Origin of the sequence: Streptomyces sp. DG1A-41, assembly GCF_037055355.1 — a bacterium.
Classification (GTDB): domain Bacteria; phylum Actinomycetota; class Actinomycetes; order Streptomycetales; family Streptomycetaceae; genus Streptomyces.
Map to the genome: position 1 here is coordinate 5,213,575 of NZ_CP146350.1, position 25,520 is coordinate 5,239,094.

Genomic DNA, 25,520 nt, shown 5'->3' on the forward strand with positions numbered 1-25,520 from the left:
AGCATAGCGGCATGGCACGCAATGAACTCCGGCCGGTCATCAAGCTCCGGTCCACGGCCGGGACCGGCTACACCTACGTGACCCGCAAGAACCGTCGCAACGACCCGGACCGACTGACCCTGCGCAAGTTCGATCCGGTGGTCGGCCGCCACGTCGACTTCCGAGAGGAGCGCTGACCCATGCGCAAGGGAATCCACCCGGACTACGGTCCCGTCGTCTTCCGCGACCGCGCCGCGAACTACGCGTTCCTCACCCGCTCGACCATGACGAGCGAGAAGACCATCGAGTGGGAGGACGGCAACACCTACCCGGTCGTCGACGTCGAGATCTCCGACGTCAGCCACCCCTTCTACACCGGCACCGCCCGCGTCCTGGACACCGCGGGACGCGTGGAGCGCTTCGAGCGCCGGTACGGAAAGAAGGGCTGACCCCGTGCCCGAGCTCTCCGTCGTGATCGTCGGCGGCCTGCACGCCGACGCCCGCAGGGCGGCCGTGGCCCGGCTGCTCGCCGACGTGCCCGGCAGCGTCGCCCTCCACCACGACCTGGCGACGGCCGCGGCCGGCGCGGTCGTACGGACCGTCCGCGACGCCACCGGCGTCCTGGACGCGGGGGAGGCGCCGCTCGTCAACGACTGCGCCTGCTGTGCCCTGCGCGAGGACCTGGTCCCGGAGCTGGAGCGGCTCGCGGACGCCGGGCGAACGCCCCTGGCCGTCGTCGAACTGTGGGACTCCGTCGAGCCCAAGGCCATGGCCGAGGTCGTCACGGCCGGCGGGCTCACCGTCACCGGCGTGGTCACCGCCGTCGACCCGGCCCTGGTCCTGCCGTACCTCGGCAACGGCGACGACCTGGCCGACGGCGGTCTCGCCGCCGCCGCCACCGACCAGCGCACGGTCGCCGACACCTTCGCCCGCCAGCTGGAGTACGCCCCCGTCCTCGCGATCGCCGAGTCCCCGGAGGCCGACGACGAGGACCGCGAGCTGCTCGCGCAGCTGCACCCGACGGCCCGCCAGGCCCTGATCGGGCAGGACGCCCCGGCGTACCCGGACGGCGACGGTCTGACGGTTCCGGCCCCGCGGCGGCGCCCGCTCTCGCCGCTGGCCGAGGCCGCCCTGGCCGGCTTCGACGTGGAGTCGGCGGCGGCCGCCCAGCACCCCGCGTGTGCCCTGCTCCCCGCCGAGGCCGACGCGCACGGCGTCTCCACCCTGGTCTGGCAGCAGCGCCGCCCCTTCCACCCGGAGCGGCTCTACGCCGCCCTGGAGGACCTGACCTGCGCGGCCGCCCGCAGCCGGGGCCGGTTCTGGCTCGCCGACAAGCCCGACACGCTGTTCCACTGGGACGCGGCGGGCGGGGCGCTGTGCGTGGAGAGCGCGGGGCCGTGGCTCGCCTCCCTGCCGGACGCGGCCTGGGAGATGGTCCCGCCGGTGCGCCGCGCCGCCGCCGCGCTGGACTGGCACCCCGAGCACGGCGACCGCGGCCAGCACCTGGTCTTCACCTCGCCCGGCCTCGACCGGGACGGCCTGGAGCGGCTGCTGGAGTCCTGCCTGCTGACCGACGCCGAGTACGCGGCCGGGCGCGACGCCTGGCAGCGGCTGCCGCACGCCTTCGACACCCTCCTGGAGGTCTGACCCGAGATGCCCCGCAAGATCGACCGCAAGCCCGTCAAGAACCGCCCCAACCCGCTGGACCAGGCCGGGATCGAGTACATCGACTACAAGGACACCGACCTGCTGCGGAAGTTCATCTCCGACCGCGGCAAGATCCGCAGCCGCCGGGTCACCCGCGTGTCGGCCCAGCAGCAGCGGCAGCTGGCCCGGGCGATCAAGAACGCCCGCGAGATGGCGCTGCTGCCGTACGCCGGCCGCTGAGGCTCACTCCGCGGCTGCCGCACGGCAGCCGCTTGAGCGCCTCCGGCCCGGGTGAGGTTCCCCACGCTTGACGCATGGGGAACCTCATGCTTTGGTCGCGAGGCCGCACGGTGCGCACGCCGGGCGGTCCGTCAGGGCCGGGTGGCCTACCGGGTGTCCGGCGATGGTCCGACCCCGGCACCGGCCCCGAGGACGACGTCACGGTCATCCGCGCGGCCCATTTCTCCCCGCCCCCGCATCCTGCGGCCGTCTTCCGCATGGAGACCGGCCGGCCCTGCCCGAGGCCCCGGGCCCCACGCCCCAGCTCCCGCTTCTCGCGCCTCGCCACCGCCCCGGCGCCCGTCCCCGCCGCCGAGCGGATGCTCCGCCTCCACGACACCTCCGCCGAACCCGCCGACTTCGTCGCAGGCGATAGGGAACGCGCGGCGGTGTGGACCCGTCAAACAGGCATGAGCTTTCGGTAAAGCGGTCGTCAAAGCTGTAACCGGAGGACCACCCCACGTGCACGTGCATCTGCCCATGCATCTGCACATGAACAGGGCTATGATCCGGGTCAGTTGACCACTGCATCAATGGCCACACAAGCCAGTGCACCACCGGGGAGCGACCTGTGGACCACGACGTGTACAACGGTATGGCGGCCGCCGGGCTGCACGGTGTGGCCTGGCAGAAGAGCCGGCACAGCAACTCGCAGGGCTCATGCGTGGAGTTCGCCCGGCTGCCGGGCGGTGACGTGGCCGTCCGCAACTCGCGCTTTCCCGACGGCCCCGCGCTGGTCTACACCCGTGCGGAGATCGAGGCCATGCTGCTGGGCGTGAAGGACGGCGAGTTCGACCACCTGGTGGGGGGCTGACGCTCCGACAAACCCCTCCGCAAAACAGGGCAATCGGTACTCAACGTGCCACGACGCGCGTAGAACCGCGGCGCCAGGAAGCGCCGCGGTCTCTCATTCCGTGTTCGGCCCCGAACCGGGCTGCGGCAGCCGGAACAGCGCCCAGACCACCTTGCCGCTGAGCGCGCCGGCGAGCGGATGCCAGCCCCAGCTGTCGCTGAAGGAGTCGACGAGGAACAGCCCCCGGCCCGACTCGGCCGAGAAGTCGTCGGCCTCCCGGGCGACGGGACTGTCGTGACTGGGATCGCGCACCGCGCACACCAGTCGCTCGGTCCACCGCATCAGGTGCAGCCGTACGGAAGGTTCCTGACCGGTGAAGCACCGGGGGCTCGCCGGCAGGCCGTGCCGCAGGGCGTTGGTGACGAGTTCCGAGACCACCAGGCAGACGTCGTCGAAACGGTCGCCCAGGTCCCACTGGTCGAGGGTTCTGCGGGTGAACTGCCGTGCCTCGCGCACCGCTTCGTAGCGGGCGGGCAGAGCGCAGGAGGCGGCGTCGGACACGGCCGCGGGGTCCAGCGGCGGAAGGCCCTGCCGTAAAGGCTCGAGCATGGTCGATCCATTCGTCCCCATGCGAGGCACTCCCGGGAATTCGCGGTCGGTGCGATGCGGCGGTGGTGCGGGACCATGGTTTCGGATGCGTACAGCAGATGCAAGGGCAGATGCACGTGCACGTGACCGGAATGAGTCGTCCCGTACCGCTTGTTGGTCAATTTTTCCGTCATCTTCGCGCCCCCGTCTGCCCGTTCGCTTGTCACTTTCTTGCTTTCCGCGCGCGTGCGTCCCCTGGCGCGATTCCGTTTCCGTAACCGGACGAGTACTGCTCGGAGTGTTTTAGTGGCAGACTTCGGCCCCTGAAGACGTTGGGGAGGCTGGCGAACGTGAGCGCGGGAGAGCCGGGATCGGTGGTGCGGCGCATGCTGCTCGGATCACAACTCAGGCGACTGCGTGAGGCGCGGGGCATCACGCGCGAGGCGGCGGGCTACTCGATCCGCGCCTCCGAGTCGAAGATCAGCCGGATGGAGTTGGGCCGGGTGAGCTTCAAGACCAGAGACGTCGAGGACCTGCTGACGCTGTACGGCATCACGGACGAGCAGGAGCGCGCCTCCCTGCTGTCCCTGGCCAAGGAGGCCAACGTCGCGGGCTGGTGGCACAGTTACTCGGACGTGCTGCCCAGCTGGTTCCCCACCTACGTCGGCCTGGAGGGCGCCGCCTCGCTGATCCGGGCGTACGAGGTGCAGTTCGTGCACGGCCTGCTCCAGACCGAGGCGTACGCGCACGCGGTGGTCCGGCGGGGCATGCAGGGTGCGAGCGAGGCCGACGTGGAGCGGCGCGTGGCGCTGCGCCTGGAGCGGCAGAAACACCTCGTCGACGAGAGCGCGCCCGACTTCCACATCATCCTGGACGAGGCCGCCCTGCGCCGCCCGTACGGTGACCGCGAGGTGATGCGCGGCCAGCTCCAGCACCTCATCGAGGTCTCCGAGCGGCCCAACGTGCGGCTGCAGGTGGTGCCGTTCAGCCTCGGCGGCCACTCCGGCGAAAGTGGCGCGTTCACGATCCTCAGCTTCCCGGAGTCCGACCTCTCGGACGTCGTCTACCTGGAGCAGCTCACCAGTGCGCTGTACCTGGACAAGCCCGAGGACGTCGCCCAGTACGAGAAGGCGCTCAAGGAGCTCCAGAGCGACAGCCCGGGCCCTTCGGAGAGCCGGGATCTTCTCCGAGGGCTCCTCCAACTCTCCTGAAACATAAGTACGATGACGTGTGATCAGATCGTGAAGGCGCGATCGAGGGTCTGCTAGGGATCGAGGGATCACATGTCGTCGTCCTACTTCACCGACCTTGCACAGCAGTACATCGACGGTGAGTGGCGCCCGGGTACCGGTTCCTGGGACATCATCGACTTCAACCCGTACGACGACGAGAAGCTCGCGTCGATCACGATAGCCACGGTCGACGAGGTCGACCAGGCGTACCGGGCGGCCTCCCGTGCCCAGAAGCAATGGGCCGCGACCAACCCCTATGCCCGCCGTGCCGTCTTCGAGAAGGCCCTGAGGCTCATCGAGGAGCGTGAGGCCGAGATATCCGAGGCGATCATCACCGAGCTCGGCGGGACGCGTCTGAAGGCCGCCTTCGAACTGCACCTCGCCAAGGAGTTCCTGCGCGAGGCGGTCCAGCTGGCACTGCGCCCCGAGGGCCGGATCCTCCCCTCGCCGGTGGACGGCAAGGAGAACCGCGTCTACCGCGTGCCGGTCGGTGTCGTGGGCGTGATCAGCCCCTTCAACTTCCCGTTCCTGCTGTCGATCAAGTCCGTCGCCCCGGCGCTCGCGCTCGGCAACGCCGTGGTGCTCAAGCCGCACCAGAACACGCCGATCGTCGGCGGCTCCCTGGTCGCGAAGATCTTCGAGGACGCGGGGCTGCCCGGCGGTCTGCTGAACGTCGTCATCACCGACATCGCGGAGATCGGCGACGCCTTCCTGGAGCACCCGGTGCCCAAGGTCATCTCCTTCACCGGCTCCGACCAGGTCGGCCTGCACGTGGCGACCGTCTGCGCCCGGCTGTTCAAGCGCTCGGTCCTCGAACTGGGCGGCAACAGCGCACTGGTGGTCCTCGACGACGCCGACGTCGACTACGCGGTCGACGCGGCCGTCTTCAGCCGGTACGTCCACCAGGGCCAGGTCTGCATGGCCGCCAACCGCGTCCTGGTCGACCGGTCCGTCGCCGACGAGTTCACCGAGAAGTTCGTCGCCAAGGTGAAGACCCTCAAGGCGGGCGACCCGCGCGACCCTCAGACCGTCATCGGCCCGGTCATCAACTCCTCGCAGGCGGACGCCGTCGCGGGCGCGGTCGAGCAGGCCCTCGCCGAGGGCGCCACGGCCCTGGTGCGCGGCGGGCGCACCGACAACCTCGTCGAGCCGTCCGTCCTGACCGGCCTGCCCGCCGACTCGGCCCTGCTGCGGCAGGAGATCTTCGGCCCGGTCGCCTTCCTCGTCCCCTTCGACGGTGAGGAGGAGGCCGTACGCCTCGTCAACGACACCCCGTACGGCCTGAGCGGTGCCGTCCACACCGGGGACATCGAGCGGGGCGTGAACTTCGCCAAGCAGATCGACACGGGCATGTTCCACGTGAACGACGGCACCGTCCACGACGAGCCGATCGTCCCGTTCGGCGGCGAGAAGCACTCGGGCCTCGGCAGGCTCAACGGCGAGACGATGGTGGACTCGTTCACCACGACCAAGTGGATCTCTGTGCAGCACGGCCGGAGCGGGTTCCCGTTCTGAGCCCTTTCCGCGCCTTTCGCGTGCCGGGCCCTTGCGGACAGAACCTGACCGCAAGGGCCCGTAGCTTCGTACGGTGCCGAGGGAGAGGCCCCCGGATCCGGCGAAAGGCGGCGGTCATGGTCACTCACGTTCCCGCGGAGGCACACGGCGACGAGCGCGGCGCGTTGCTCTCCTTCATCGCCGAGCAGCGCGGCGGCATCCGCCGGACCGTGCTCGGGCTGACGGACGAGCAGGCCGTGAGCACGCCCAGCGCCAGTGAGCTGTCGCTGGCCGGGTTGCTCAAGCACGTCGCCGAGGTCGAGCAGGGCTGGATCGCCCGGGCCAAGGGCGAGCCGCCGGCCGTCCACCGGGACGAGTCGAACTGGCACGAGTGCTTCCGGCTGGTGGGCGACGAGACCGTGGAGTCCTGTCTCGCGTACTACGAGAAGGTGGCGGCCGAGACGGAGTCGTTCATCCGCTCGGCTCCCAGCCTCGACGACACCTTCCTGCTGGCGAAGACGTCCTGGAACCCGAAGGACGAGTGGCTCTCGCTGCGCTGGCTGTGCCTGCACCTGATCCGCGAGACGGCCCGGCACGCCGGCCACGCCGACATCATCCGCGAGTCGCTGGACGGTGCCACCGCGTTCCAACTGGTGGCGAAGGAGCAGGGCAGCTCCTGGGCCTGACCTCCCTGGTTCTACGCTGGCCCCATGTCAGCGATCCGTCTCCTCGTGCTCGGCGCGGTCCGCATGCACGGGCGGGCCCACGGCTACCAGGTGCGCAACGACCTGGAGTACTGGGGCGCGCACGAGTGGTCCAACGCCAAGCCCGGCTCGATCTACCACGCCCTGAAGCAGATGGCGAAGCAGGGACTGCTGCACGCGCACGAGGTCGCCCCGTCCACGGCCGGCGGCCCGCCGCGCACGGAGTACGAGATCACCGAGACGGGGACCGAGGAGTACTTCCGGTTGCTGCGCGAGGCGCTGGTCACGTACGACCAGCGGGGGGACGTGAAGACGGCCGCCGTCGGCTTCGTCGTCGACCTGCCGCGGGCGGAGGCGGTCGCGCTGCTGAAGGAGCGCACCCTGCGGATCGAGCAGTGGCGGGCCTCCGTCCTGGAGCACTACGTCCCCGAGGAGGGGCCCGGACAGCTGGGCCACATCGGCGAGATCATGAACATGTGGGTCCACACGGCCCACTCCGAGGCCGAGTGGACCCGCGGTCTCATCGAGCGCATCGAGGGCGGCGCCTACACCTTCGCCGACGAGGGCGACCCGTTCGTCGGCGTCCTGGCCGAGGACGCGGAGAACCCGTACGCGACGGGGGAGCGGCATCCCGGGGACGACCACTAATCAAATTTGCCGAATGGGTGAGGCCGGGTTACCTTCATCCTCGTAGTCAAGTTTGACTAGCGAGGGAGTTCCTGTGGCCGACACGGCGATCACCGTCGAAGGCGCGGAGAAGAGATACGGCGACAAGAAGGCGCTGGACGGGCTCGACCTGCGGGTCGCGCGCGGCACGGTGCACGGGGTGCTCGGCCCGAACGGCGCGGGCAAGACCACCCTGGTGAGGGTGATGTCCACGCTGCTGCGACCCGATGCGGGCCGGATCGAGGTGGCCGGGCACGACGTGGTGCGCGAGGCGTACGCCGTACGGCTGCGCATCGGCCTGCTCGGCCAGCACGCCGCACTCGACGAGGAGCTCGGCGGCCGGCAGAACCTGGAGCTGTTCGGCCGGCTGCACCACCTGGGCGCCAGGCGGGCACGCGCGCGTGCCGACGAGCTCCTGGAGCGCTTCGACCTGGCCGACACCGGCCGCAAGGCGGTCCGGCAGTACAGCGGCGGCATGCGGCGGCGCCTGGACCTCGCGGCCTCCCTGATCACCGAACCGGAGGTGCTGTTCCTGGACGAGCCGACCACCGGCCTCGATCCGCGCGGCCGCGCCGAGGTGTGGAACTCCGTTCGCTCCCTGGTCGGCGGCGGTACGACGGTCCTGCTCACCACGCAGTACCTGGAGGAGGCCGACCAGCTCGCCGACCGCATCTCGGTCGTCGACGCCGGCCGGGTCATCGCCGAGGGCACGGCGGACGCGCTGAAGGCGGAGACGGGCGGCGACCGCATCGACGTGGTCCTGCGCGACGCGGGCCAATTGGAAGCGGCCGTCGCCCTGTTGCCCCTCACGGGGGTCACGGTCGACACCGACCGCCGTCTGCTGAGCGCCCCCGTGATCGACCGCATGGAAGCGCTCTCCGGGGTCGTACGGGCCCTTCAGGAGGCCGGCATCGAGGCGGAGGACGTCGCCCTGCGCCGCCCGACGCTGGACGAGGTGTTCCTGCACCTCACCGGAGACGACCGCCGAGTGAAGGAGGCCGCGTGACCGCCCACGCCCTGACCGACTCCTGGACCATGACCCGCCGGGAACTCGCCCGCTGGGGACGGCAGCCGGTCCAGCTGGTCGTCAACCTGATCTTCCCCGTGATGCTCCTGCTCATGTTCGGCTATTTGATCGGCGGCGGCCGGGGAGTGAGCGGCGAGTACCGCGACTACCTGATCCCCGGCATGCTCGCGCTCACCATGGCCTTCGGCCTGGAGGGCACGATGATCGCCGTCACCCGGGACCTCGACAAGGGCGTCATCGACCGCTTCCGCTCGATGCCCATGGCCAACGGAGCGGTGTTGGTGGGCCGTTCGGCCGCCGACATGCTCCAGTCGGCGCTGGCCCTGCTGGTGCTCATCGGCGTGGGCGCCGCGCTCGGCTGGCGGGTCCACGGCGGCCCGGTGGCCTTCCTGGGCGCCGTGGGCCTGCTGCTCCTGTTCCGGTTCGCCATGCTGTGGATCGGCATCCACCTGGCGCTGGTGGCCGGGAAGCCGGAGATGGTCCAGGCCGTGCAGATCCTGGTCTGGCCGGTCGGCTTCCTGTCCAACGCCCTGGCCCTCCCCGACACCATGCCCGGCTGGCTCGGCACGGTCGTCGAGTGGAACCCCATGTCCCACACGGCCACGGCCGTCCGGGACCTGTTCGGCACCCCCGGCGCGGAGCCCGGGCACGTGTGGGCGGCGATCGTCTGGCCCCTCGTCCTGCTGGCGGTGTTCTTCCCGCTGGCGGTACGGAGGTTCGGTCGGCTGAGCCGCTAGTGGTGGAAACCGGTGGCCGCGTCCTTGTCCCGGGTGAAGGGGCGCGGCTGCCGGCGCAGTTCCGGCAGCAGCCGTTCCAGGTCCTGGGCGAGCAGCTCGGCGAGGTCCGCCGAGAAGCCGTTGCGGCACACCACCCGCAGCACGGACAGGTCCTCCCGGTGCGGCGGGAAGGTGTACGCGGGCACCAGCCAGCCGCTCTCGCGCAGCCGCCGCGAGACGTCGAAGACGTCGTACGCCGTCACGTCCGGCGCGGTCGTGAAGGCGAACACCGGCAACTGCTCGCCCCGGGTCAGCAGCAGGAAGTCGCCCAGCGCCTCGATCCGCCGGGCGAGCCCCGTGGCCACGTCCCGCGCGGCCTGCTGCACGGCCCGGTAGCCGTCCCGGCCCAGCCGCAGGAACGTGTAGTACTGCGCCACGACCTGTGCGCCCGGCCGGGAGAAGTTCAGCGCGAACGTCGGCATGTCGCCGCCCAGGTAGTTCACCCGGAACACCAGCTCCTCCGGCAGCGCGTCCGCGTCCCGCCACAGCGCCCAGCCGACGCCCGGGTAGACGAGGCCGTACTTGTGCCCCGAGGTGTTGATCGACGCCACCCTCGGCAGCCGGAAGTCCCACACCAGGTCCTCGTCGAGGAACGGCGCGACCATGGCACCGGACGCCCCGTCGACATGCACGGGGATGTCGAGCCCGGTCCGCTCCTGCACCGCGTCCAGCGCCGCGCACAGCTCGGCGACCGGCTCGTAGGACCCGTCGAAGGTCGAGCCCAGGATGCCGACGACGCCGATGGTGTTCTCGTCGCACAGCTCGGCGGCGGCCTGCGGGTCCAGGTGGAACCGCTCACCCTCCATGGGGACCAGCCGGGCCTCCACCTCCCAGAAGTTGCAGAACTTCTCCCAGCAGACCTGCACGTTCACGCCCATCACCAGATTGGGCCGGGCTCCCGGGTACCGGTCGGCGTTGCGCCGCGCCCAGCGCCGCTTCAGCGCCATCCCGGCGAGCATGCACGCCTCGCTCGACCCGGTCGTCGAACAGCCCACGGCCGCCGCCGGGTCGGGCGCGTGCCACAGGTCGGCGAGCATCGCCACGCACCGCCGCTCCAGCTCGGCCGTGCGCGGGTACTCGTCCTTGTCGATCATGTTCTTGTCCCGGCACTCCGCCATCAGCACTCCGGCCTCCGGCTCCATCCAGGTGGTGACGAAGGTGGCTAGGTTCAGCCGCGCGTTGCCGTCCAGCATCAGCTCGTCGCGCACCAGCTGGTGGGCGGTCGCCGGTGCCATGGACTGGTCCGGGAGCCGGTGCGTGGGCGGGGCCTCGGCCATGTCGCCGACCGGGTTGGCGGGGCCGTAGAAGGGATTGACGGACAGGCGGCGTTCGCCGGGCCGGCGCGGGCCTTCGTTGAGCGGCAAGGGAGCCTCCAGGGGGTCGAGAGGGGGTCAGCGGACGGGCGTGCCGTCCGGGTGGAGCTGCATCTGCGGCCGGCCGGTGACCAGCAGCCAGGCCGGCAACGAGGCGACGCAGAGCAGGGCGAGGATCCCCGGCGAGGCGACCAGCACCGCGGCGACGAAGAGGCTGATCCAGCCCTGCCGGGTGATGGCCAGCAGCATCCCGAGCACACCGGCGGACACACCCACGGCGGGATGCACGCCGGACACCAGGGCGTGCGCGCACAGACCGAGGGCGGTGCCGGCGAACACGGCCGGGAAGATGCGCCCGCCGCGGAAACCGCAGGACGCGGCGACGAGCAGCGCGGCCAGTTTCACCACCGTCAGGACGGCGAACTCCCCGGCCGACCGGCCGTCCGGGTCGTGCGCCAGCTCGGCCATCTCGTCGAGCCCCTTGAACAGCGTCAGATGGCCGCCCAGGGCCGCGAGACAGCCCAGCACGGCCCCGCCCGCCGGGAGCATCAGCATCGGGTGCCGCAGCCGGCGGAAGGCACCGTGGACGTACGGGAAGGCGCGCACGGCGCACAGGCCGAGCAGCGCACCGGCGGCGGCGACCACGAGCGCCGCGGCGAGGTCGGCCCACCCGGGCCGGCCGAAGGACGGCAGGTCCAGGTCGAAGCTCGGGTGGTCGACGAGGGTCGCGGTCAGGGCACCGGCCGCGGCGGCGGTCAGCGGCGCGAACAGGTTGTCCCACAGCAGCCCGCGCGTCTCCTGCCGGGCCAGCACCTCGGAGATCACCAGGGCCGCGGCCACGGGCGTGCCGAACAGGGCGCCGATCGTCGCCGCCTCCGCCAGCGCCGGCCAGATCCGGCCCGGCGCCCGGGGGAGGGCCCGGCCGCCCAGCCAGACCGCCAGGCCGACGTTCACGGCGATGATGGGGTTCTCGGGGCCCAGGCTCGGCCCGCCGGCCAGCATCAGCGCGGTCGCCAGCAGCAGCCCCGGCAGCACGGCGGGCGGCAGGACCGGGGCGTCCAGCCCGACCGTGGCCGGATCGGGGCCCGCGTGACCCGGCACCTTCCACACCACCAGCCCGACCGCGACCCCGGTCGCGACGAGCATCACCACCATCCACGCCACCGAGTACCGGCCGACCCCGAGCGCGTCCGGTACGGTCCGCCACAGCACGCCCTGGAGCTTCTCGGCGGCGACTTCCACCGCCACCAGCAGCAGGCTGGACACCACGCCCACGGCCAGTGCGGGCAGGATCGAGGGCAACAGGGCGCGGGCGGGAGCCGCGGGGGTGACGGAGGGCGCCTGCCGCGCGGAGTCCTGGACCACGGGCACACGATAAACGGGCCAAAAGGGACAAACAGGAAACACGCCTGCGTCTCACGTGGCGTGAGGCCCACCGTGAAGCATCTCGGGTGGTCGCCGGTAAACGCGCCAAGTGAAAGGAGCGCGCTTGACTTTCGCCGGTCCGCTTGATTTCCCCCGCAATGCGATGACCGCCCGCTCGCCGGTCAATCATCGTCTACCGGCGAGGGAAGCGGGCGGAGCGGACGCGGGTTCTCGACGGCGTCTCGTTCAGCGTGCCGGCGCGCGGGCTGACGGCGGTGGTCGGGCCTTCGGGCGCGGGCAAGACCACCATGTTCCAGCTGATCGAACGCTTCTACCCGGTGGACGGCGGCAGCGTTCTGCTCAGCGGGCGGAACATCGAGGCGCTGCCCCTCGACACGGTCCGCGGGCTGGTGGGCTACGTCCAGCAGGACAGCGCGGCCATGCGCGGCACCGTCCGGGAGAACCTGACCTACGCCCATCCCCACGCCGGCGACGACGCCATCCGGGAGGCGGTGGAGATGGCCGGCCTCAGCCCGGAAGACCGGCACATCGAACCCGTCCTCGTCTCCATGGCATTCCCTCAGGAGGGAGACGTCACCCCCGCCGAGGCGCCGTCCCGGCTGGCCGCATAGCGCGTCGATCAACCCCCTCGACTGGAAGCTGCTCACTCACTCGGCACCCTCGTGCCGCGTGAGTCCGCGCCCTCCCGCCGAACGACTGGAGGACTCGCTCTGAGCTTTTCCGAGAGAAGGAGGACAGCAATGTCTGTTGTGGCTGACTTCGCCAACACCGAGCTGGCCGACGTGCCCCCGGGCCGTTTCGGCAACGAGGCGACCCGACCATGCTCACCCCGACGGCCACCCTCGCCACCCCTGAGGGCGTCGCCGTGACCGCCGCGACCGCGTACGCGTTCAACGAGGTCACGAACGACCTCGCGGGCTGAACCATCGGCCGGCAGGTGATGCTGACCGGCATCGCCGGCTCCGCCCGATGAAAGACGCGGCGGTACGCCCGATACGCATACCGTGCCGCCGCTTTCCGTATCCACCGTACTCGCATCACACCATCGGGAGCACTCATCCATGTTCCTCAGCGCTCCGCCCGAGGTCACGGCACGCCGAGTGGCTTCGCTGGGTACGCTGGTCTCCGCACTGGAAATGCTGAGCCAGACGCGTAAGTTCGAAGACGGCGAAATGCTGAGCGGCCAATTGGCCAACATGCGCCCCAAGTTCGCCAAGCGTTTCCCCCGGCTGACGCGCGCCCTCGAATCCGGCAGGCGGCGGTCACCCTGTACGGGGTACAGGCGGGTGCTTCCGCCGCCACGCTGATCTGGGGTCACAAGCGCGGAGTGCGCACGGCGGGCAGTGCCGTTCTGGCGGTGACGGGCGCGGCCGGACGACTGCGCTCCCCCTTCGGCGGCGACGGCGCCGACCAGCTCCAGCAAGTGATCAACATCGTCCTTGCCTCGACCGGCACCTTCAAGGACCGCGAGAAGGCCCGCGACGTGGCCATGCGCGCGCTGGCTCTGGAGACGACCATCTCCTACATCGCGTCCGGCGTGGTCAAGCTCGTTTCCCCGGTCTGGCTCAGCGGAGAGGCGTTCAGCGGAGTCATCCGTACGCGCAACTACGGGGACGAGCGTGTCTACCGGCTCGTGTACAAGTACCCGATGGCGGGAAAGCTCGTGACCTGGGGAACGATCGCCGCAGAGTCTCGTTCCCGCTGGTCTTCGTGCTGCCCGGGCCCGCGGCGAAGGCGTTTCTCGGCTCGATGACGCTGTTCCACCTGGGGATCGGCCAGTTTCATGGGCCTCAACCGCTTTGTGCTGGCCTTCGGCGCCACTCACCCGGCGCTTCTCTACGTCTTCGCCCAGAACGACAAGCGCGCGGAGCCGGCCCGTCACGAGGGGTGACGCCGAGGGCGTACGAGCGGGTTACTCGAGCTCGATCACCACGGCCGTGCCGTACGCGCACACCTCCGTGCCGACGTCCGCCGCCTCCGTCACGTCGAAGCGGAACGCGAGCACACCGTTGGCACCACGCGCGCGTGCCTGTTCGACGAGTCGCTCCATGGCCTGGTTGCGGGTCTGCACGAGCGTCTTGGTGAGACCGCGCAGCTCACCGCCGACCATCGACTTCAGCCCGGCGCCGATCTGGCTCCCCAGGTGCCGGGACCGGACGGTCAGGCCGAAGACCTCGCCGAGCACCTCCCGCACGCGGTGGCCGGGTACGTCGTTCGTGGTGACGACGAGGACGTCGGGCTGGGGGCCCTGTCCACCGCCGTATTCATCGATGCCCATGGCACACAGCTTTGACCGGGACGGCTCACAGTGCATCCTGAGTACGCCCATGGAACCTGGGCCATGACGGCCGCGTTGATACTTTGAAGCAGTCAGCCCCAGCCCGTACCCCTCAGCAGCAGGAGCCACATCCCCGTGACCACGCTTGCGCTCGGCCCCGAGTGGCTCAGCCCGGACTACCTGATCTCGACGTTCAGCCTGCCCGGCATCCTGCTCATCGTCTTCGCGGAGTCCGGGCTCTTCGCGTTCCTGCCCGGCGACTCCCTGCTGTTCACGGCGGGTCTCTTCGTGGCCGAGGGCACCTACATCACACAGCCCCTGTGGCTGGTCTGCACGCTGATCGTGATCGCCGCCGTCGTCGGCGACCAAGTGGGCTACATGATCGGCAAATTCCTGGGCCCGAAGCTCTTCAACCGTCCCGACTCCAAGCTCTTCAAGCAGGAGAACCTGGAAAAAGCCCACGAGTTCATGGAGAGGTACGGCCCCAAGGCGATCGTCCTGGCCCGCTTCGTCCCGATCGTGCGCACCTTCGCCCCCATCGTGGCCGGTGCCGGCCGTATGAAGTACCGCACGTTCTTCACGTACAACATCATCGGCGGCATCGCCTGGGGCACGGGTGTCACGGTCGCCGGCTACTGGCTCGGCCAGATCGACTTCATCAAGAAGAACGTCGAGTCGATCCTCATCCTGATCGTCCTGCTCTCCATCGTCCCGATCATCATCGAGTACCTCCGCGACCGCTCCAAGAGGAAGCGCGCGGCGTCCGAGACCCCGGCGGCCCAGCCCTACCCCCCGGTCATGGACGACGCGACGACCCAGCTCCGCCGCATCACCCCGGACGACCAGCCCCACCAGCAGCAGCCGCAGCAGCCCCCGTACGGCAACCAGAACGGCTACAACGACCAGCAGTACTACGGCCAGTACCCCCAGAGCCCGGGCTACGGCCACCAGCAGCCGTACGGCACCCGGCAGGGCGGGGGCGGCCAGCCCCCTTACAACGGCGGCTACTGACAAGCCACGCACGACCGGCAGCCGCGGACGGAGCTAGGGCCTGATCCGAACGACAGGCCCTAGAACCCCCTGGTCCGCTTGGCGGCCCGTCGCTTCTCCGCAGACCCGATCCGCAGGAACATCCGCGAGATCTCGGACCCCAGATTCACCCCGATGGCGATCGCCATGGCCAGAGCCACCGCCTTGGACAGCGACACCAGCCCCGCGTCCACCTTGTTCTGCGCGATCGCCAGCAGCCCGAAGTACGTCGCGGAACCCGGCAGCAACGGCCCGATCGCCGCGGTCGTGTACGGCAGGGCCGAAGCGAACTGATACCGGGACAACAGCTGCCCGAACAACCCCACCAGCCCCGCCGCCGCCGCCGTGGACGCCACCGGCGAGATGTCCCCCGCATAGTGCATCGCGCCGTACACGGTCCACGCGACACCCCCGTTCAGCGTCACCCACACCACGGTGGATCGTTCCTGCTGAAGCAGCACCGCGAAGGCCAGCGACAACAGCATCGACGCGCCGATCAGCAGCACCGGATCGTCGGAGACCCCGAGCGCCGCGTCCGGGTCCAGCCGGGCCCCCAGCTGCACGCCGAAGTACAGCACCAGCAGTACACCCGCGACGATGCCCACGAAGAAGTACAGGACCTCCAGCAGCCGCGCCGACGCGGTGATGTAGAAGCCGGTCAGCCCGTCCTGCACCCCAGCCACCAGCGCCCGCCCGGGCAGCAGCGCGAACAGCCCACCGGTGATCACCGCGGAGGCCTTCACATCCACATGGCTGAGCGTCAGCGCGACCCCGATCGCGGCCGGCGGCGTCGCGGCCACCGTGAACTGGTAGAACTCCGGCAGCCCGCGCCCCGCGCACAGCCACGCCAGCCGGTCGCCGAGCATCGCGCCCAGCGCGGCCGCGACGAACACGATCAGATCACCGCCGACGAGCACGGAGGCCGCACCCGCCAGCAGACCGCTCGCGCCGGTCAGCGCCCAGCCGGGGTAGGGGTGCCGGTTACGGCGGATCTCGGCGAGCCGCCGGTAGGCCTCCTCCAGGGAGACCGCCGTCTCGTCGTCGCTGAGATCGTCCACCAGCTGGTACACGGCCGCCAGCCGCGTGTAGTCGGTGCCTCTGCGGCGCACGGTCCGCGACGCCGTGACCGGGTCGTCGACGAGCGACGGCTGGTACGAGATCGCCAGCAGCGTGAAGGTGACGTTGGGCTCGCATCGGTCCAGGCCGTACGACCGGCAGACGGCGAACATGGCCGCCTCCACGTCCTCGGCGCCCTCACCGCCCGCGAGCAGCAACTCGCCGATACGCAGCGTCAGGTCGAGCACGCGCGGCACGGCGGGCCCCGAGTCGTCGCCGCCGCGCTGGCTCGGCTCCGGCGCCGGCCGCTCCGCCACCGGCATGCGCAGCATGGTGCGCATCCGGTCCTGCCAGGGCACGTCCTTGGTCAGGCTGACCACGGGGATCCCGCTCGGCGGGGTGAACGCCGACGGGGCGTGCTTCGCGCTGTACGTGCTCGGCGGTGTGAACGCCGACCCCTCCGGCTCCGCCGAGGGCACCTGCGAGACGTCCAGCCCCTCCGGCAGGGCGAACTCGGACGTCGCCTCGGACTCCGTACCGGTCACCCTGGGGACGGCGAGGCCCTCGGGGATCGCGAACTCCGACGTCGTCGACATGTCCCCGTCGACGGCGGCCCCCGCCGGAGGCAGGAACATGCTCCTCGCCTCGTCCGACTTGGGCTTGCGGTCCTCCGCGTCCGTCACTGCCTGGCGCTCCCTGTACGACACTGCACGTCAGCCTCAGTACCCGTCAGCCCTTCAGTATGCGCACACACGGACGAACGGGCCGCACGCGCAGGCGTGCGGCCCGATGGCATCAGAGGGTTGGGGTCAGTGACCGCCCTGCTCCTTGAAGCGCTTGTAGGACCGCTCGATCTCAACCTCGGCGTCCGTACGGCCCACCCAGTTGGCGCCTTCGACGGACTTGCCCGGCTCCAGGTCCTTGTAGACCTCGAAGAAGTGCTGGATCTCCAGGCGGTCGAACTCCGACACGTGGTGGATGTCCCGCAGGTGCTCCACACGCGGGTCCGTCGCCGGCACGCACAGCAGCTTGTCGTCGCCACCGGCCTCGTCCGTCATCCGGAACATGCCGATCGCCCGGCACTTGATGAGGCAGCCCGGGAAGGTCGGCTCGTCCAGGATGACCAGCGCGTCCAGCGGGTCGCCGTCCTCGCCGAGGGTGTTCTCGACGAAGCCGTAGTCGGTCGGGTAGGCGGTCGAGGTGAAGAGTCGCCGGTCCAGGCGGATACGACCGGTCTCGTGGTCCACCTCGTACTTGTTGCGCGAACCCTTCGGAATCTCGATCGTGACGTCGAACTCCACCGGTGGCTCCTCCATGATCAACACATAGTTCTGGTGGTTAAGTGTCCCTCACGCCGGTGTGTGATCGCGAAAGGGGCTGGTGGTCGTGCCGGAGCTGCGTCCTTGGCGGGCCGCGAGGCCGCATGTGGTGCGGATCGCGGGTGCCGTACGACGGCGGCTGGCCAGGGCCGCCGCGGCCGCGAAACCACGGGTCGCGCGGCTCGCCCGAGCCGGAAAACCGCAGGTCGCGCGGGTCACGCGGCCGAAGACCTGGCAGTACACCGCGGGCGCCACCACCGCCGGTCTCGCACTGGCCGCCGGTGTGGTGACCGCCGCCGGCCCTGGGACTCCTCGGGTCAGCGTACGGCCGAGCGGGACCGGGCCGCGGCCCTGGGCCGCGCGGGTGGCACAGATCACGGCCGCGTCCCCGGCGCGCCCGCGCAGCCCCGGCCCGCCCCCAGCGCGGGACCCGTGCTGACCGGCCTCGGCGGCGTCAGCACCGTGAAGTCCGCCCCGGACGGCAAGGCCCTCGACAAGACCCTCGCGCCCCTTCTGAAGGACCCGGAACTCGGCCCCCGGCCGGCGGCGGCGGTCGTGGACGTCACGACCGGCAGGCGCCTGTACGGCACGGGCTCGGACACCGCGCTCACCCCGGCCTCGACGACGAAGATCGCCACGGCCGTCGCCGCGCTGTCCGCGCTGGGCGCCGACCACCGCCTCACCACCCGCGCCGCGCTGGAACCCGACACGAAGGAAGTCGTCCTGGTCGGCGGCGGCGACCCCACCCTCACGGCCCGCGAGGCCTCCGACGGCTGGGCCAGCCTGCGCGCCCTGGCCGACCGGACGGCCGCGGCCCTGGTCCAGCGCGGCGTCCGCGACGTGACGCTCTCCTACGACACCACCCTCTACGCGGGAACCCAGAAGCACCCGATCGGGGTCAATCCCAACCTCGCCCTCGTCAGCCCTCTGATGGCCGACGAGGGCCGCACGGACGACTCGACCAGCGGCCCGGCCACCCGCGTGACCGACCCGGCCGCGGACGCGGCCCGCCGCTTCGGGGACCTCCTGAAGGCCCGCGGCATCAAGGCCACCGTCCCCGGCCCGTCGAAGGCCACGACCCGCGCGCAGATCCTGGCCACGGTCTCCTCGCCCCCGCTCTCGGCCCTCGTCGAACGGATGCTGACCCACAGCGACAACGACATCGCCGAGGCCCTCGCCCGCCAGACGGCGATCGCCACGGGCCACCGGGCCGACTTCGCCGGCGCCGACCGGGCGATCAACGCCCGGCTCCGCAAGCTCGGCCTGCCCCTCAAGGGTGCCGCCTTCAAGGACGGCAGCGGCCTGAACCGCGCCGACAGACTGACGGCCGACCTGCTCACCGCCCTCCTGGCCAAGGCGGCCGACCCCGCGCACCCCGAACTCCGCCCGGCCCTCACCGGCCTTCCCGTCGCCGGCTTCACCGGTACCCTGACCACCCGCTACACGGACGGAGCAGCCGGCGTCGTCCGCGCCAAGACAGGCACCCTGACCGGCGTCAACACCCTCGCAGGCACGGTCGTCGACCAGGACGGCCGCCTGCTGGCCTTCGCCTTCATGGCCAACGACACCAGAAACCCGGCGGCGGCCCAGAAGGCCCTGGACAAGGCGGCAACGACGCTGGCGGCATGCGGCTGCCGGTAACCACCTACCCGGCCGTGGGCGGCCGGTCTGCCTGGCCGTGGGCAGCCGACCTGCCTGGCCGTGGGCAGCCGACCTGCCTGGCCGTGGGCAGCCGACCTGCCTGGCCGTGGGCAGCCGACCTGCCTGGCCGTGGGCGGCCGGTCTGCCCGGCCCTGGCCAGCCGACTTGACTGGCCGTGGGCAGTCGTTCCGCTGGGGCGGAACGGGTGGGCACGGCCTGCAACGCCGAGCACCGGCCAAGACACCCCAGCCCCTGCCGACCACACACCCCAGCCACAACGCCGAGGACCCGACAAACGAACCCGGCGTCCCCAACCCTCGCCGCCCTGCCCCAGCGGCCAGCGCTCACGTACGGTTGACGCATGACGAGCATCGGTGGTGCTTCAACCGGCATGGTCGACTGGAATCTCGCGGTCGCGACCGCGACCCGGCTCGTACGGCCGGGCCCCGACGTCAGCGCCGACGAGGCCCGGGCCGTCGTCGCGGAGCTGCGCCGGCATGCCAAGTCCTCGGAGGGACACGTCCGGGGCTTCACTCGTCTGGGCACGGAGGAGGGCCACGACACCCCCGTCCTGGTCGTCGACCGCCCGGGCTGGATCCGGGCGAACGTCGCCGGCTTCCGGGAACTCCTCAAGCCCCTGCTCGACAAGATGCAGGACCGGCGCGGCGACACCCCCGGCGGCACGGTCATGAGCGCCGTCGGCGGCAAGGTCACCGGCGTGGAGCTGGGCATGCTCCTGTCCTTCCTGGCCTCCCGCGTCCTCGGCCAGTACGAGACCTTCGCCCCGGCCACGCGCCAGTTCCCGGCCGGGGGCCCTGACGCACCGAACGGCGGCGGCCGGCTCCTGCTCGTCGCCCCGAACATCGTGCACGTGGAGCGCGAACTCGACGTCGACCCGCACGACTTCAGGCTCTGGGTGTGCCTGCACGAGGAGACGCACCGCACGCAGTTCACGGCCGTGCCCTGGCTGCGCGACCACCTCGAGGGCGAAATCCAGTCGTTCCTGGGTGAGACCGACGTCGACCCCATGACCGTCCTGGAACGCGTACGCGAAGCCGCCCAGAGCCTCGCCGGAGGCCGCCCCGAGGCCGAGGAGGACGACGGCGGGCGCTCCTTCGTCGAGATCGTGCAGACCCCTGCCCAGCGCGAGATCCTCGCCCGCCTCACGGCCGTGATGTCCCTGCTGGAGGGCCACGCCGACTTCGTGATGGACGGCGTCGGACCGGACGTCGTACCGAGCGTCGGGGAGATCCGCGAGAAGTTCCAGCAGCGCCGCGCCAAGGGCGCCTCCCGCCTGGACCTGGCCCTGCGCAAGCTGCTCGGCCTGGACGCCAAGCTCCGGCAGTACCGGGACGGCGAGCGCTTCGTACGGGCCGTCGTCGACGAGGTCGGCATGGACGGCTTCAACCGCGTGTGGACGTCGCCCAACACCCTCCCCACCAAGACGGAGATCGCCAAACCGGCGGACTGGATCGCGCGGGTGCATCGGAGGGCCGAGTAGTGAACATCGCGGGAAGGTCGTGAAGGGAAACGGGCCGACGGCAGGCGAACGCCCCTCCAATCACCCGTCCGAGGGACCGTGAGCGAGGGGTGGGCGTGCAATGCTCGGGGAACGGCCCGGTTCTGTCACCATCTACACACTCTGCGTGACCGGTATCGGGTTCACCCCCCGAAAACTTCATGAAGGGAACCGGACATGGGTCCCCATCCTGCGGTCGCGGCGATACGCCTGGCGGTCCGCCGCGTCCTCCACGACCTCCTCACCGAACATGGCATCACCGCCGCACCCCCGCACGCCCCCTCGCACGAGCTGCCGCCCCCGCCGCTCGTGCTCGTGGCATGCTCCGGCGGCGCCGACTCCATGGCCCTCGCCTCCGCCATCGCCTTCGAGGCCCCCAAGCTCGGCATCAGAGCCGGTGGCGTGACCGTCGACCACGGCCTCCAGCCCGGCTCCGACGTGCGGGCCGCGGAAGTCGTCCTGCGCCTGCGCGACCTCGGCCTCGACCCCGTCGACTCCGTCGCCGTGACCGTCGGCCGCGCGGGCGGGCCCGAAGCCGCCGCCCGCGACGCCCGCTACGCCGCACTCGACACCGCCGCCGAACGCCACGACGCCACCGCGGTCCTGCTCGGCCACACGCGGGACGACCAGGCCGAAACCGTCCTGCTGGGCCTCGCGCGCGGCTCCGGCATCCGCTCCCTGTCCGGAATGGCCGCGGTCTCGGGGCCGGCGGCCGTTACCGGCGCCCCTTCCTGGAACTCGACCGGCAGACCGCCCGCAAGGCCTGCATGGTCCAGTCCCTGCCCGTCTGGGACGACCCCCACAACGCCGACCCGGCCTACACCCGCTCCCGACTGCGCCACGAAGGCCTGCCAGCCCTGGAGAAGGCCCTCGGCAAGGGCGTCGTCGAGGCCCTCGCCCGTACGGCCCAGCTCTCCCGCGACGACGCCGACGCTCTCGACGACTGGGCCGCCCAGGCCGAGGCCACCGTCCGCGACGCCGCCGGGCTCCTGGAGTGCGCGAAGCTCTACGCCCTGCCGCCCGCCGTGCGCCGCCGCGTCCTGCGCCGGGCCGCCATCGCAGCCGGTGCCCCGGCCGGTTCGCTGTTCGCCCGGCACATCGAGGAAGTCGACCGGCTGATCACCTGCTGGCGCGGTCAGGGTGCCATCAACCTCCCCGGCAAGGTCGAGGCCCGGCGGCAGGGTGGCAGACTGGTGATTCGGCAAGGCTGAATCACGACCCCTCCGGGCAGTCGGTGGAGGGGCCGCTCAGTCAGGGACGACCGAAAGTGATGCGGGTGGACGCGAAAGACATGGGTGCCGACCTTCAGCAGGTACTCATCACCAAGGAAGAGATCGACGCCAAGCTGGCCGAGCTGGCCGCGAAGATCGACGCGGAGTACGCGGGCAAGGACCTGCTGATCGTCGGCGTCCTCAAGGGCGCGGTGATGGTCATGGCCGATCTCGCCCGGGCGCTGTCCACCCCGCTCACCATGGACTGGATGGCCGTATCCTCGTACGGGGCGGGCACCCAGTCCTCCGGTGTGGTGCGGATCCTCAAGGACCTCGACACCGACATCAAGGGCAAGCACGTCCTCATCGTGGAGGACATCATCGACTCCGGCCTGACCCTGTCCTGGCTGATCTCCAACCTCGGCTCGCGCGAGCCCGCCTCCCTCAAGGTGTGCACGCTGCTGCGCAAGCCCGAGGCCGCGAAGGTCGCCATCGACGTGGAATGGGTCGGGTTCGACATCCCCAACGAGTTCGTCGTCGGCTACGGCCTCGACTACGCCGAGAAGTACCGCAACCTCCCGTTCGTCGGTACGCTCGCGCCCCACGTGTACGGCGGCTGAGACTCCGGCCGGGGTGCCGTGACGGTGATCGGGAACCCCAGCGCGCTTCCCGCCGTTGGAGCATGCGTAGACGGATCGCCAGCCGTCCCGCGCGGCTTCAGGTGACAATGCTGGGGTACCGTCCGAAGAACAGGCTTTATCAAACTCACTATGGCAGGAGGGACGGGGCGGCACCGCTCCGTATGGATGGACGTGAAGCGATACTTCCGTGGGCCGGTCATGTGGATCGTGCTGGCCGTCCTTGCCGTGGTCGTGTTGATGCAGGTCGTCGGCTCGTCCGGCGGCTACAAGACGGTGGACACCGGCCAGGTCGTCCAGGCGATCAACCAGAACAAGGTGGAGTCGGCCAAGCTCACCACCGGCGATGACGAGACCATCAAGGTCACGCTCAAGAAGGGCGTAAAGGTCGAGGGCAGCTCGAAGATCCAGGCGAGCTACATCGGCAACCAGGGCGAGGAGATCGCCAGCACGCTGCAGAACAAGTTCCAGAGCGAGCAGATCCCGGACGGCTACACGGTCTCGCCGTCCAAGCAGAACCCGTTCATCGGGATGCTGATCTCTTTCCTGCTTCCCTTGATTCTCATCGTGGTCCTCTTCCTGTTCCTGATGAATCAGATGCAGGGCGGCGGCTCCCGCGTCATGAACTTCGGGAAGTCCAAGGCCAAGCTCATCACCAAGGACACCCCGAAGACGACGTTCTCGGACGTCGCCGGGTCGGACGAGGCCGTCGAGGAGCTCCACGAGATCAAGGAGTTCCTCCAGGAGCCGGCCAAGTTCCAGGCCGTCGGCGCCAAGATCCCCAAGGGCGTTCTGCTCTACGGGCCTCCCGGTACCGGCAAGACCCTGCTCGCGCGTGCCGTCGCGGGCGAGGCCGGGGTGCCGTTCTACTCGATCTCCGGTTCCGACTTCGTCGAGATGTTCGTCGGTGTCGGCGCCTCTCGGGTGCGTGACCTGTTCGAGCAGGCCAAGGCGAACGCCCCGGCGATCGTCTTCGTCGACGAGATCGACGCGGTCGGCCGTCATCGCGGCGCCGGCCTCGGCGGTGGTCACGACGAGCGCGAGCAGACGCTGAACCAGCTGCTCGTCGAGATGGACGGCTTCGACGTCAAGGGCGGCGTGATCCTCATCGCCGCGACGAACCGGCCCGACATCCTCGACCCGGCGCTGCTGCGCCCCGGCCGCTTCGACCGGCAGATCGCCGTCGACCGCCCGGACATGCAGGGCCGTCTGGAGATCCTCAAGGTTCACCAGAAGGGCAAGCCGGTCGCCCCGGATGTCGACCTGTCGGCCGTCGCCCGCCGTACGCCCGGTATGACGGGTGCCGATCTGGCCAACGTGCTGAACGAGGCCGCCCTGCTGACGGCCCGCAGCGACCGGAAGCTGATCGACAACCACATGCTGGACGAGGCGATCGACCGTGTGGTCGCGGGCCCGCAGAAGCGGACCCGGATCATGTCGGACAAGGAGAAGAAGATCACCGCGTACCACGAGGGCGGCCACGCCCTGGTCGCGGCGGCCTCGCCGAACTCCGATCCCGTCCACAAGATCACGATCCTGTCGAGAGGCCGCGCCCTCGGCTACACGATGGTGCTGCCGGACGAGGACAAGTACTCGACCACGCGCAACGAGATGCTGGACCAGCTGGCCTACATGCTGGGCGGCCGCGCGGCCGAGGAGCTCGTCTTCCACGACCCGACGACGGGTGCCGCCAACGACATCGAGAAGGCCACGGGCCTGGCCCGGGCGATGGTCACGCAGTACGGCATGACCGAGCGTCTCGGCGCGATCAAGTTCGGCGGTGACAACACCGAGCCGTTCCTCGGACGTGAGATGTCTCACCAGCGCGACTACTCGGAAGAGGTCGCGGCGCTGGTCGACGAAGAGGTCAAGAAGCTCATCGAGACCGCGCACAACGAGGCGTGGGAGATCCTGGTCGAGAATCGCGACGTGCTGGACAACCTGGTCCTGGCGCTCCTGGAGAAGGAGACGCTGGGCAAGGAGGAGATCGCCGAGATCTTCGCCCCGATCGTCAAGCGCCCGCCGCGGCCTGCCTGGACGGGGTCCTCCCGCCGTACGCCGTCCACCCGTCCGCCGGTCCTCTCCCCCAAGGAGCTGGCCCTGACGAACGGGGCGAACGGCGCGACGCCGGCCATCACCACCGCGAAGAGCACCGCGGCGGACCCCGCCCCGGCGCCCGAGCGAACCCCGGAGGAACGCCCCGAGAGCTGACCACCGCTCTCCCGGCGGCCCCGCCGGGTCCGGAATGGATGCCGCGCCCCCCAGGTTTTAGCCTTGGGGGCGCGGCTTTTCGCCATCTGCGCAGGCCGCCCCGTGATGACACAGGAACGAGGCACCAGATGACCGACCCCGTGACGCTGGACGGCGAGGGCCAGATCGGCGAGTTCGACGAGAAGCGGGCCGAGAACGCCGTACGCGAACTGCTGATCGCGGTCGGCGAGGACCCTGACCGGGAGGGGCTTCGGGAGACTCCGGCGCGGGTGGCGCGAGCGTACAAGGAGATATTCGCGGGGCTGTGGCAGAAGCCCGAGGACGTGCTGACCACGACGTTCGACATAGGTCATGACGAGATGGTCCTCGTGAAGGACATTGAGGTGTACTCGACATGTGAGCACCATCTGGTGCCGTTCCGGGGCGTCGCCCACGTCGGGTACATCCCCGCGACCAACGGAAAGATCACCGGACTGTCCAAGCTGGCCCGGCTCGTGGACGTCTACGCCCGGCGTCCGCAGGTGCAGGAACGACTCACCACGCAGATCGCTGACTCGCTGATGGAGATTCTGGAGCCGCGCGGGGTCATCGTGGTCGTGGAGTGCGAGCACATGTGCATGTCGATGCGGGGGATCCGCAAGCCCGGCGCGAAGACGCTGACGTCGGCCGTGCGGGGCCAGCTGCGGGACGCGGCGACACGGAACGAGGCGATGAGCCTCATCATGGCGCGCTGA

24 protein-coding genes and 3 pseudogenes are annotated in these 25,520 nt (G+C 70.4%); 21 read left to right on the forward strand and 6 right to left on the reverse strand.

Features of this window, described 5'->3' with window-relative positions; translation table 11 throughout:
• The first annotated feature begins 11 nt into the window (after positions 1–11).
• The 5 genes from rpmG (at position 12) to V8690_RS24405 (ending at position 2,719) form a co-directional block, all read left to right on the forward strand.
• Positions 12–176, forward strand: a complete 165-nt coding sequence (rpmG, locus tag V8690_RS24385; RefSeq protein ID WP_010044249.1) for a 50S ribosomal protein L33 — start codon at positions 12–14, stop codon at positions 174–176.
• A 3-nt stretch (positions 177–179) separates the two neighbouring features.
• Positions 180–428 (forward strand): type B 50S ribosomal protein L31, encoded by a 249-nt coding sequence (locus V8690_RS24390; RefSeq protein ID WP_059419097.1) that lies wholly within the window; start codon positions 180–182, stop codon positions 426–428.
• Between the two features lie 4 nt (positions 429–432).
• On the forward strand, positions 433–1,626 hold the full coding sequence (locus V8690_RS24395; protein ID WP_338782042.1) for a GTP-binding protein: 1,194 nt from the start codon (positions 433–435) through the stop codon (positions 1,624–1,626).
• Between the two features lie 6 nt (positions 1,627–1,632).
• On the forward strand, positions 1,633–1,866 hold the full coding sequence (gene rpsR, locus V8690_RS24400; RefSeq protein ID WP_338782044.1) for a 30S ribosomal protein S18: 234 nt from the start codon (positions 1,633–1,635) through the stop codon (positions 1,864–1,866).
• A gap of 634 nt (positions 1,867–2,500) precedes the next feature.
• A complete protein-coding gene (locus tag V8690_RS24405; protein ID WP_045296613.1) occupies positions 2,501–2,719 on the forward strand; it encodes a DUF397 domain-containing protein in 219 nt (72 codons plus the stop codon).
• Positions 2,720–2,812: 93 nt separating this feature from the next.
• On the opposite strand, the gene V8690_RS24410 is transcribed toward V8690_RS24405, so the two are convergent.
• Positions 2,813–3,307, reverse strand: a complete 495-nt coding sequence (locus tag V8690_RS24410) for an ATP-binding protein (RefSeq protein WP_338782046.1) — start codon at positions 3,305–3,307, stop codon at positions 2,813–2,815.
• Between the two features lie 365 nt (positions 3,308–3,672).
• Here V8690_RS24410 and V8690_RS24415 point away from each other — a divergent pair, with 365 nt between their 5' ends.
• The 6 genes from V8690_RS24415 (at position 3,673) to V8690_RS24440 (ending at position 9,146) form a co-directional block, all read left to right on the forward strand.
• Positions 3,673–4,497 carry a helix-turn-helix transcriptional regulator gene (locus V8690_RS24415; RefSeq protein ID WP_338785440.1) on the forward strand — a complete coding sequence of 275 codons (825 nt, stop codon included), beginning with the start codon at positions 3,673–3,675 and terminating at the stop codon, positions 4,495–4,497.
• A gap of 72 nt (positions 4,498–4,569) precedes the next feature.
• A complete protein-coding gene (locus V8690_RS24420; RefSeq protein ID WP_338782047.1) occupies positions 4,570–6,033 on the forward strand; it encodes an aldehyde dehydrogenase family protein in 1,464 nt (487 codons plus the stop codon).
• Between the two features lie 116 nt (positions 6,034–6,149).
• Entirely contained in the window at positions 6,150–6,698 is a 549-nt protein-coding gene (locus V8690_RS24425; RefSeq protein WP_338782048.1) for a DinB family protein, read from the forward strand.
• A gap of 24 nt (positions 6,699–6,722) precedes the next feature.
• Entirely contained in the window at positions 6,723–7,364 is a 642-nt protein-coding gene (locus tag V8690_RS24430; RefSeq protein WP_338782049.1) for a PadR family transcriptional regulator, read from the forward strand.
• Between the two features lie 73 nt (positions 7,365–7,437).
• A complete protein-coding gene (locus V8690_RS24435; RefSeq protein ID WP_338782050.1) occupies positions 7,438–8,388 on the forward strand; it encodes an ATP-binding cassette domain-containing protein in 951 nt (316 codons plus the stop codon).
• Positions 8,385–9,146: an ABC transporter permease gene (locus V8690_RS24440; protein WP_338782051.1), complete on the forward strand. Its 762-nt coding sequence runs from the start codon at positions 8,385–8,387 to the stop codon at positions 9,144–9,146. The genes V8690_RS24435 and V8690_RS24440 overlap by 4 nt, the downstream gene beginning before the upstream one ends.
• On the opposite strand, the gene V8690_RS24445 is transcribed toward V8690_RS24440, so the two are convergent.
• Both V8690_RS24445 and V8690_RS24450 read right to left on the reverse strand, forming a co-directional pair.
• Positions 9,143–10,549 (reverse strand): glutamate decarboxylase, encoded by a 1,407-nt coding sequence (locus V8690_RS24445; protein ID WP_338782053.1) that lies wholly within the window; start codon positions 10,547–10,549, stop codon positions 9,143–9,145. The two genes, V8690_RS24440 and V8690_RS24445, sit on opposite strands and share 4 nt — an antisense overlap.
• A gap of 27 nt (positions 10,550–10,576) precedes the next feature.
• Complete coding sequence (locus tag V8690_RS24450) at positions 10,577–11,863, reverse strand: ion channel protein (protein WP_338782055.1); 1,287 nt, start codon at positions 11,861–11,863, stop codon at positions 10,577–10,579.
• Positions 11,864–12,051: 188 nt separating this feature from the next.
• Between V8690_RS24450 and V8690_RS24455 the strand changes: the two genes are divergently transcribed.
• The 3 genes and pseudogenes from V8690_RS24455 (at position 12,052) to V8690_RS24465 (ending at position 13,637) form a co-directional block, all read left to right on the forward strand.
• Entirely contained in the window at positions 12,052–12,495 is a 444-nt protein-coding gene (locus V8690_RS24455; RefSeq protein WP_338785441.1) for an ABC transporter ATP-binding protein, read from the forward strand.
• A 189-nt stretch (positions 12,496–12,684) separates the two neighbouring features.
• A pseudogene (locus tag V8690_RS24460) lies at positions 12,685–12,806 on the forward strand (linaridin family RiPP); the annotation flags it as partial.
• A gap of 405 nt (positions 12,807–13,211) precedes the next feature.
• Positions 13,212–13,637 carry a hypothetical protein gene (locus V8690_RS24465; RefSeq protein WP_338782056.1) on the forward strand — a complete coding sequence of 142 codons (426 nt, stop codon included), beginning with the start codon at positions 13,212–13,214 and terminating at the stop codon, positions 13,635–13,637.
• Between the two features lie 159 nt (positions 13,638–13,796).
• Here V8690_RS24465 and V8690_RS24470 read toward each other — a convergent pair whose 3' ends face one another.
• Positions 13,797–14,162, reverse strand: a complete 366-nt coding sequence (locus V8690_RS24470) for a YbjQ family protein (protein ID WP_338782057.1) — start codon at positions 14,160–14,162, stop codon at positions 13,797–13,799.
• Positions 14,163–14,297: 135 nt separating this feature from the next.
• Between V8690_RS24470 and V8690_RS24475 the strand changes: the two genes are divergently transcribed.
• Positions 14,298–15,173 (forward strand): VTT domain-containing protein, encoded by an 876-nt coding sequence (locus V8690_RS24475; RefSeq protein ID WP_338782058.1) that lies wholly within the window; start codon positions 14,298–14,300, stop codon positions 15,171–15,173.
• Positions 15,174–15,232: 59 nt separating this feature from the next.
• Here the strand turns inward: V8690_RS24475 and V8690_RS24480 are convergent, their stop codons facing one another.
• Positions 15,233–16,930, reverse strand: coding sequence for a threonine/serine exporter family protein (locus tag V8690_RS24480; protein ID WP_338782059.1), 1,698 nt, complete (start codon positions 16,928–16,930; stop codon positions 15,233–15,235).
• A gap of 126 nt (positions 16,931–17,056) precedes the next feature.
• Positions 17,057–17,548 carry an inorganic diphosphatase gene (locus tag V8690_RS24485; RefSeq protein ID WP_046730908.1) on the reverse strand — a complete coding sequence of 164 codons (492 nt, stop codon included), beginning with the start codon at positions 17,546–17,548 and terminating at the stop codon, positions 17,057–17,059.
• Between the two features lie 79 nt (positions 17,549–17,627).
• On the opposite strand from V8690_RS24485, the pseudogene dacB reads away from it, so the two are divergent.
• The 6 genes and pseudogenes from dacB to folE all read left to right on the forward strand — a co-directional run bounded on the left by dacB (position 17,628) and on the right by folE (position 25,520).
• Positions 17,628–19,207, forward strand: a pseudogene (gene dacB / locus V8690_RS24490) (D-alanyl-D-alanine carboxypeptidase/D-alanyl-D-alanine-endopeptidase).
• A gap of 361 nt (positions 19,208–19,568) precedes the next feature.
• Positions 19,569–20,708 (forward strand): zinc-dependent metalloprotease, encoded by a 1,140-nt coding sequence (locus V8690_RS24495; protein ID WP_338782063.1) that lies wholly within the window; start codon positions 19,569–19,571, stop codon positions 20,706–20,708.
• A 195-nt stretch (positions 20,709–20,903) separates the two neighbouring features.
• Positions 20,904–21,937, forward strand: a pseudogene (tilS, locus tag V8690_RS24500) (tRNA lysidine(34) synthetase TilS).
• Positions 21,938–21,996: 59 nt separating this feature from the next.
• Positions 21,997–22,557 (forward strand): hypoxanthine phosphoribosyltransferase, encoded by a 561-nt coding sequence (gene hpt, locus V8690_RS24505; protein WP_020270244.1) that lies wholly within the window; start codon positions 21,997–21,999, stop codon positions 22,555–22,557.
• Between the two features lie 186 nt (positions 22,558–22,743).
• On the forward strand, positions 22,744–24,786 hold the full coding sequence (ftsH, locus tag V8690_RS24510; protein ID WP_338782065.1) for an ATP-dependent zinc metalloprotease FtsH: 2,043 nt from the start codon (positions 22,744–22,746) through the stop codon (positions 24,784–24,786).
• A 128-nt stretch (positions 24,787–24,914) separates the two neighbouring features.
• Complete coding sequence (gene folE, locus V8690_RS24515; RefSeq protein WP_338782067.1) at positions 24,915–25,520, forward strand: GTP cyclohydrolase I FolE; 606 nt, start codon at positions 24,915–24,917, stop codon at positions 25,518–25,520.

Excerpts from the sequence above, each read along its gene's own strand:
- rpmG (WP_010044249.1), top strand. The coding sequence starts at position 12 with ATGGCACGCAATGAACTCCGGCCGGTCATCAAGCTCCGGTCCACGGCC.
- V8690_RS24390 (WP_059419097.1), top strand. The coding sequence starts at position 180 with ATGCGCAAGGGAATCCACCCGGACTACGGTCCCGTCGTCTTCCGCGAC.
- rpsR (WP_338782044.1), top strand. The coding sequence starts at position 1,633 with ATGCCCCGCAAGATCGACCGCAAGCCCGTCAAGAACCGCCCCAACCCG.
- V8690_RS24405 (WP_045296613.1), top strand. The coding sequence starts at position 2,501 with ATGGCGGCCGCCGGGCTGCACGGTGTGGCCTGGCAGAAGAGCCGGCAC.
- V8690_RS24410 (WP_338782046.1), bottom strand. The coding sequence starts at position 3,307 with ATGCTCGAGCCTTTACGGCAGGGCCTTCCGCCGCTGGACCCCGCGGCC.
- V8690_RS24415 (WP_338785440.1), top strand. The coding sequence starts at position 3,673 with ATGCTGCTCGGATCACAACTCAGGCGACTGCGTGAGGCGCGGGGCATC.
- V8690_RS24420 (WP_338782047.1), top strand. The coding sequence starts at position 4,570 with ATGTCGTCGTCCTACTTCACCGACCTTGCACAGCAGTACATCGACGGT.
- V8690_RS24425 (WP_338782048.1), top strand. The coding sequence starts at position 6,150 with ATGGTCACTCACGTTCCCGCGGAGGCACACGGCGACGAGCGCGGCGCG.
- V8690_RS24430 (WP_338782049.1), top strand. The coding sequence starts at position 6,723 with ATGTCAGCGATCCGTCTCCTCGTGCTCGGCGCGGTCCGCATGCACGGG.
- V8690_RS24470 (WP_338782057.1), bottom strand. The coding sequence starts at position 14,162 with ATGGGCATCGATGAATACGGCGGTGGACAGGGCCCCCAGCCCGACGTC.
- V8690_RS24495 (WP_338782063.1), top strand. The coding sequence starts at position 19,569 with ATGACGAGCATCGGTGGTGCTTCAACCGGCATGGTCGACTGGAATCTC.
- hpt (WP_020270244.1), top strand. The coding sequence starts at position 21,997 with ATGCGGGTGGACGCGAAAGACATGGGTGCCGACCTTCAGCAGGTACTC.
- ftsH (WP_338782065.1), top strand. The coding sequence starts at position 22,744 with ATGGACGTGAAGCGATACTTCCGTGGGCCGGTCATGTGGATCGTGCTG.
- folE (WP_338782067.1), top strand. The coding sequence starts at position 24,915 with ATGACCGACCCCGTGACGCTGGACGGCGAGGGCCAGATCGGCGAGTTC.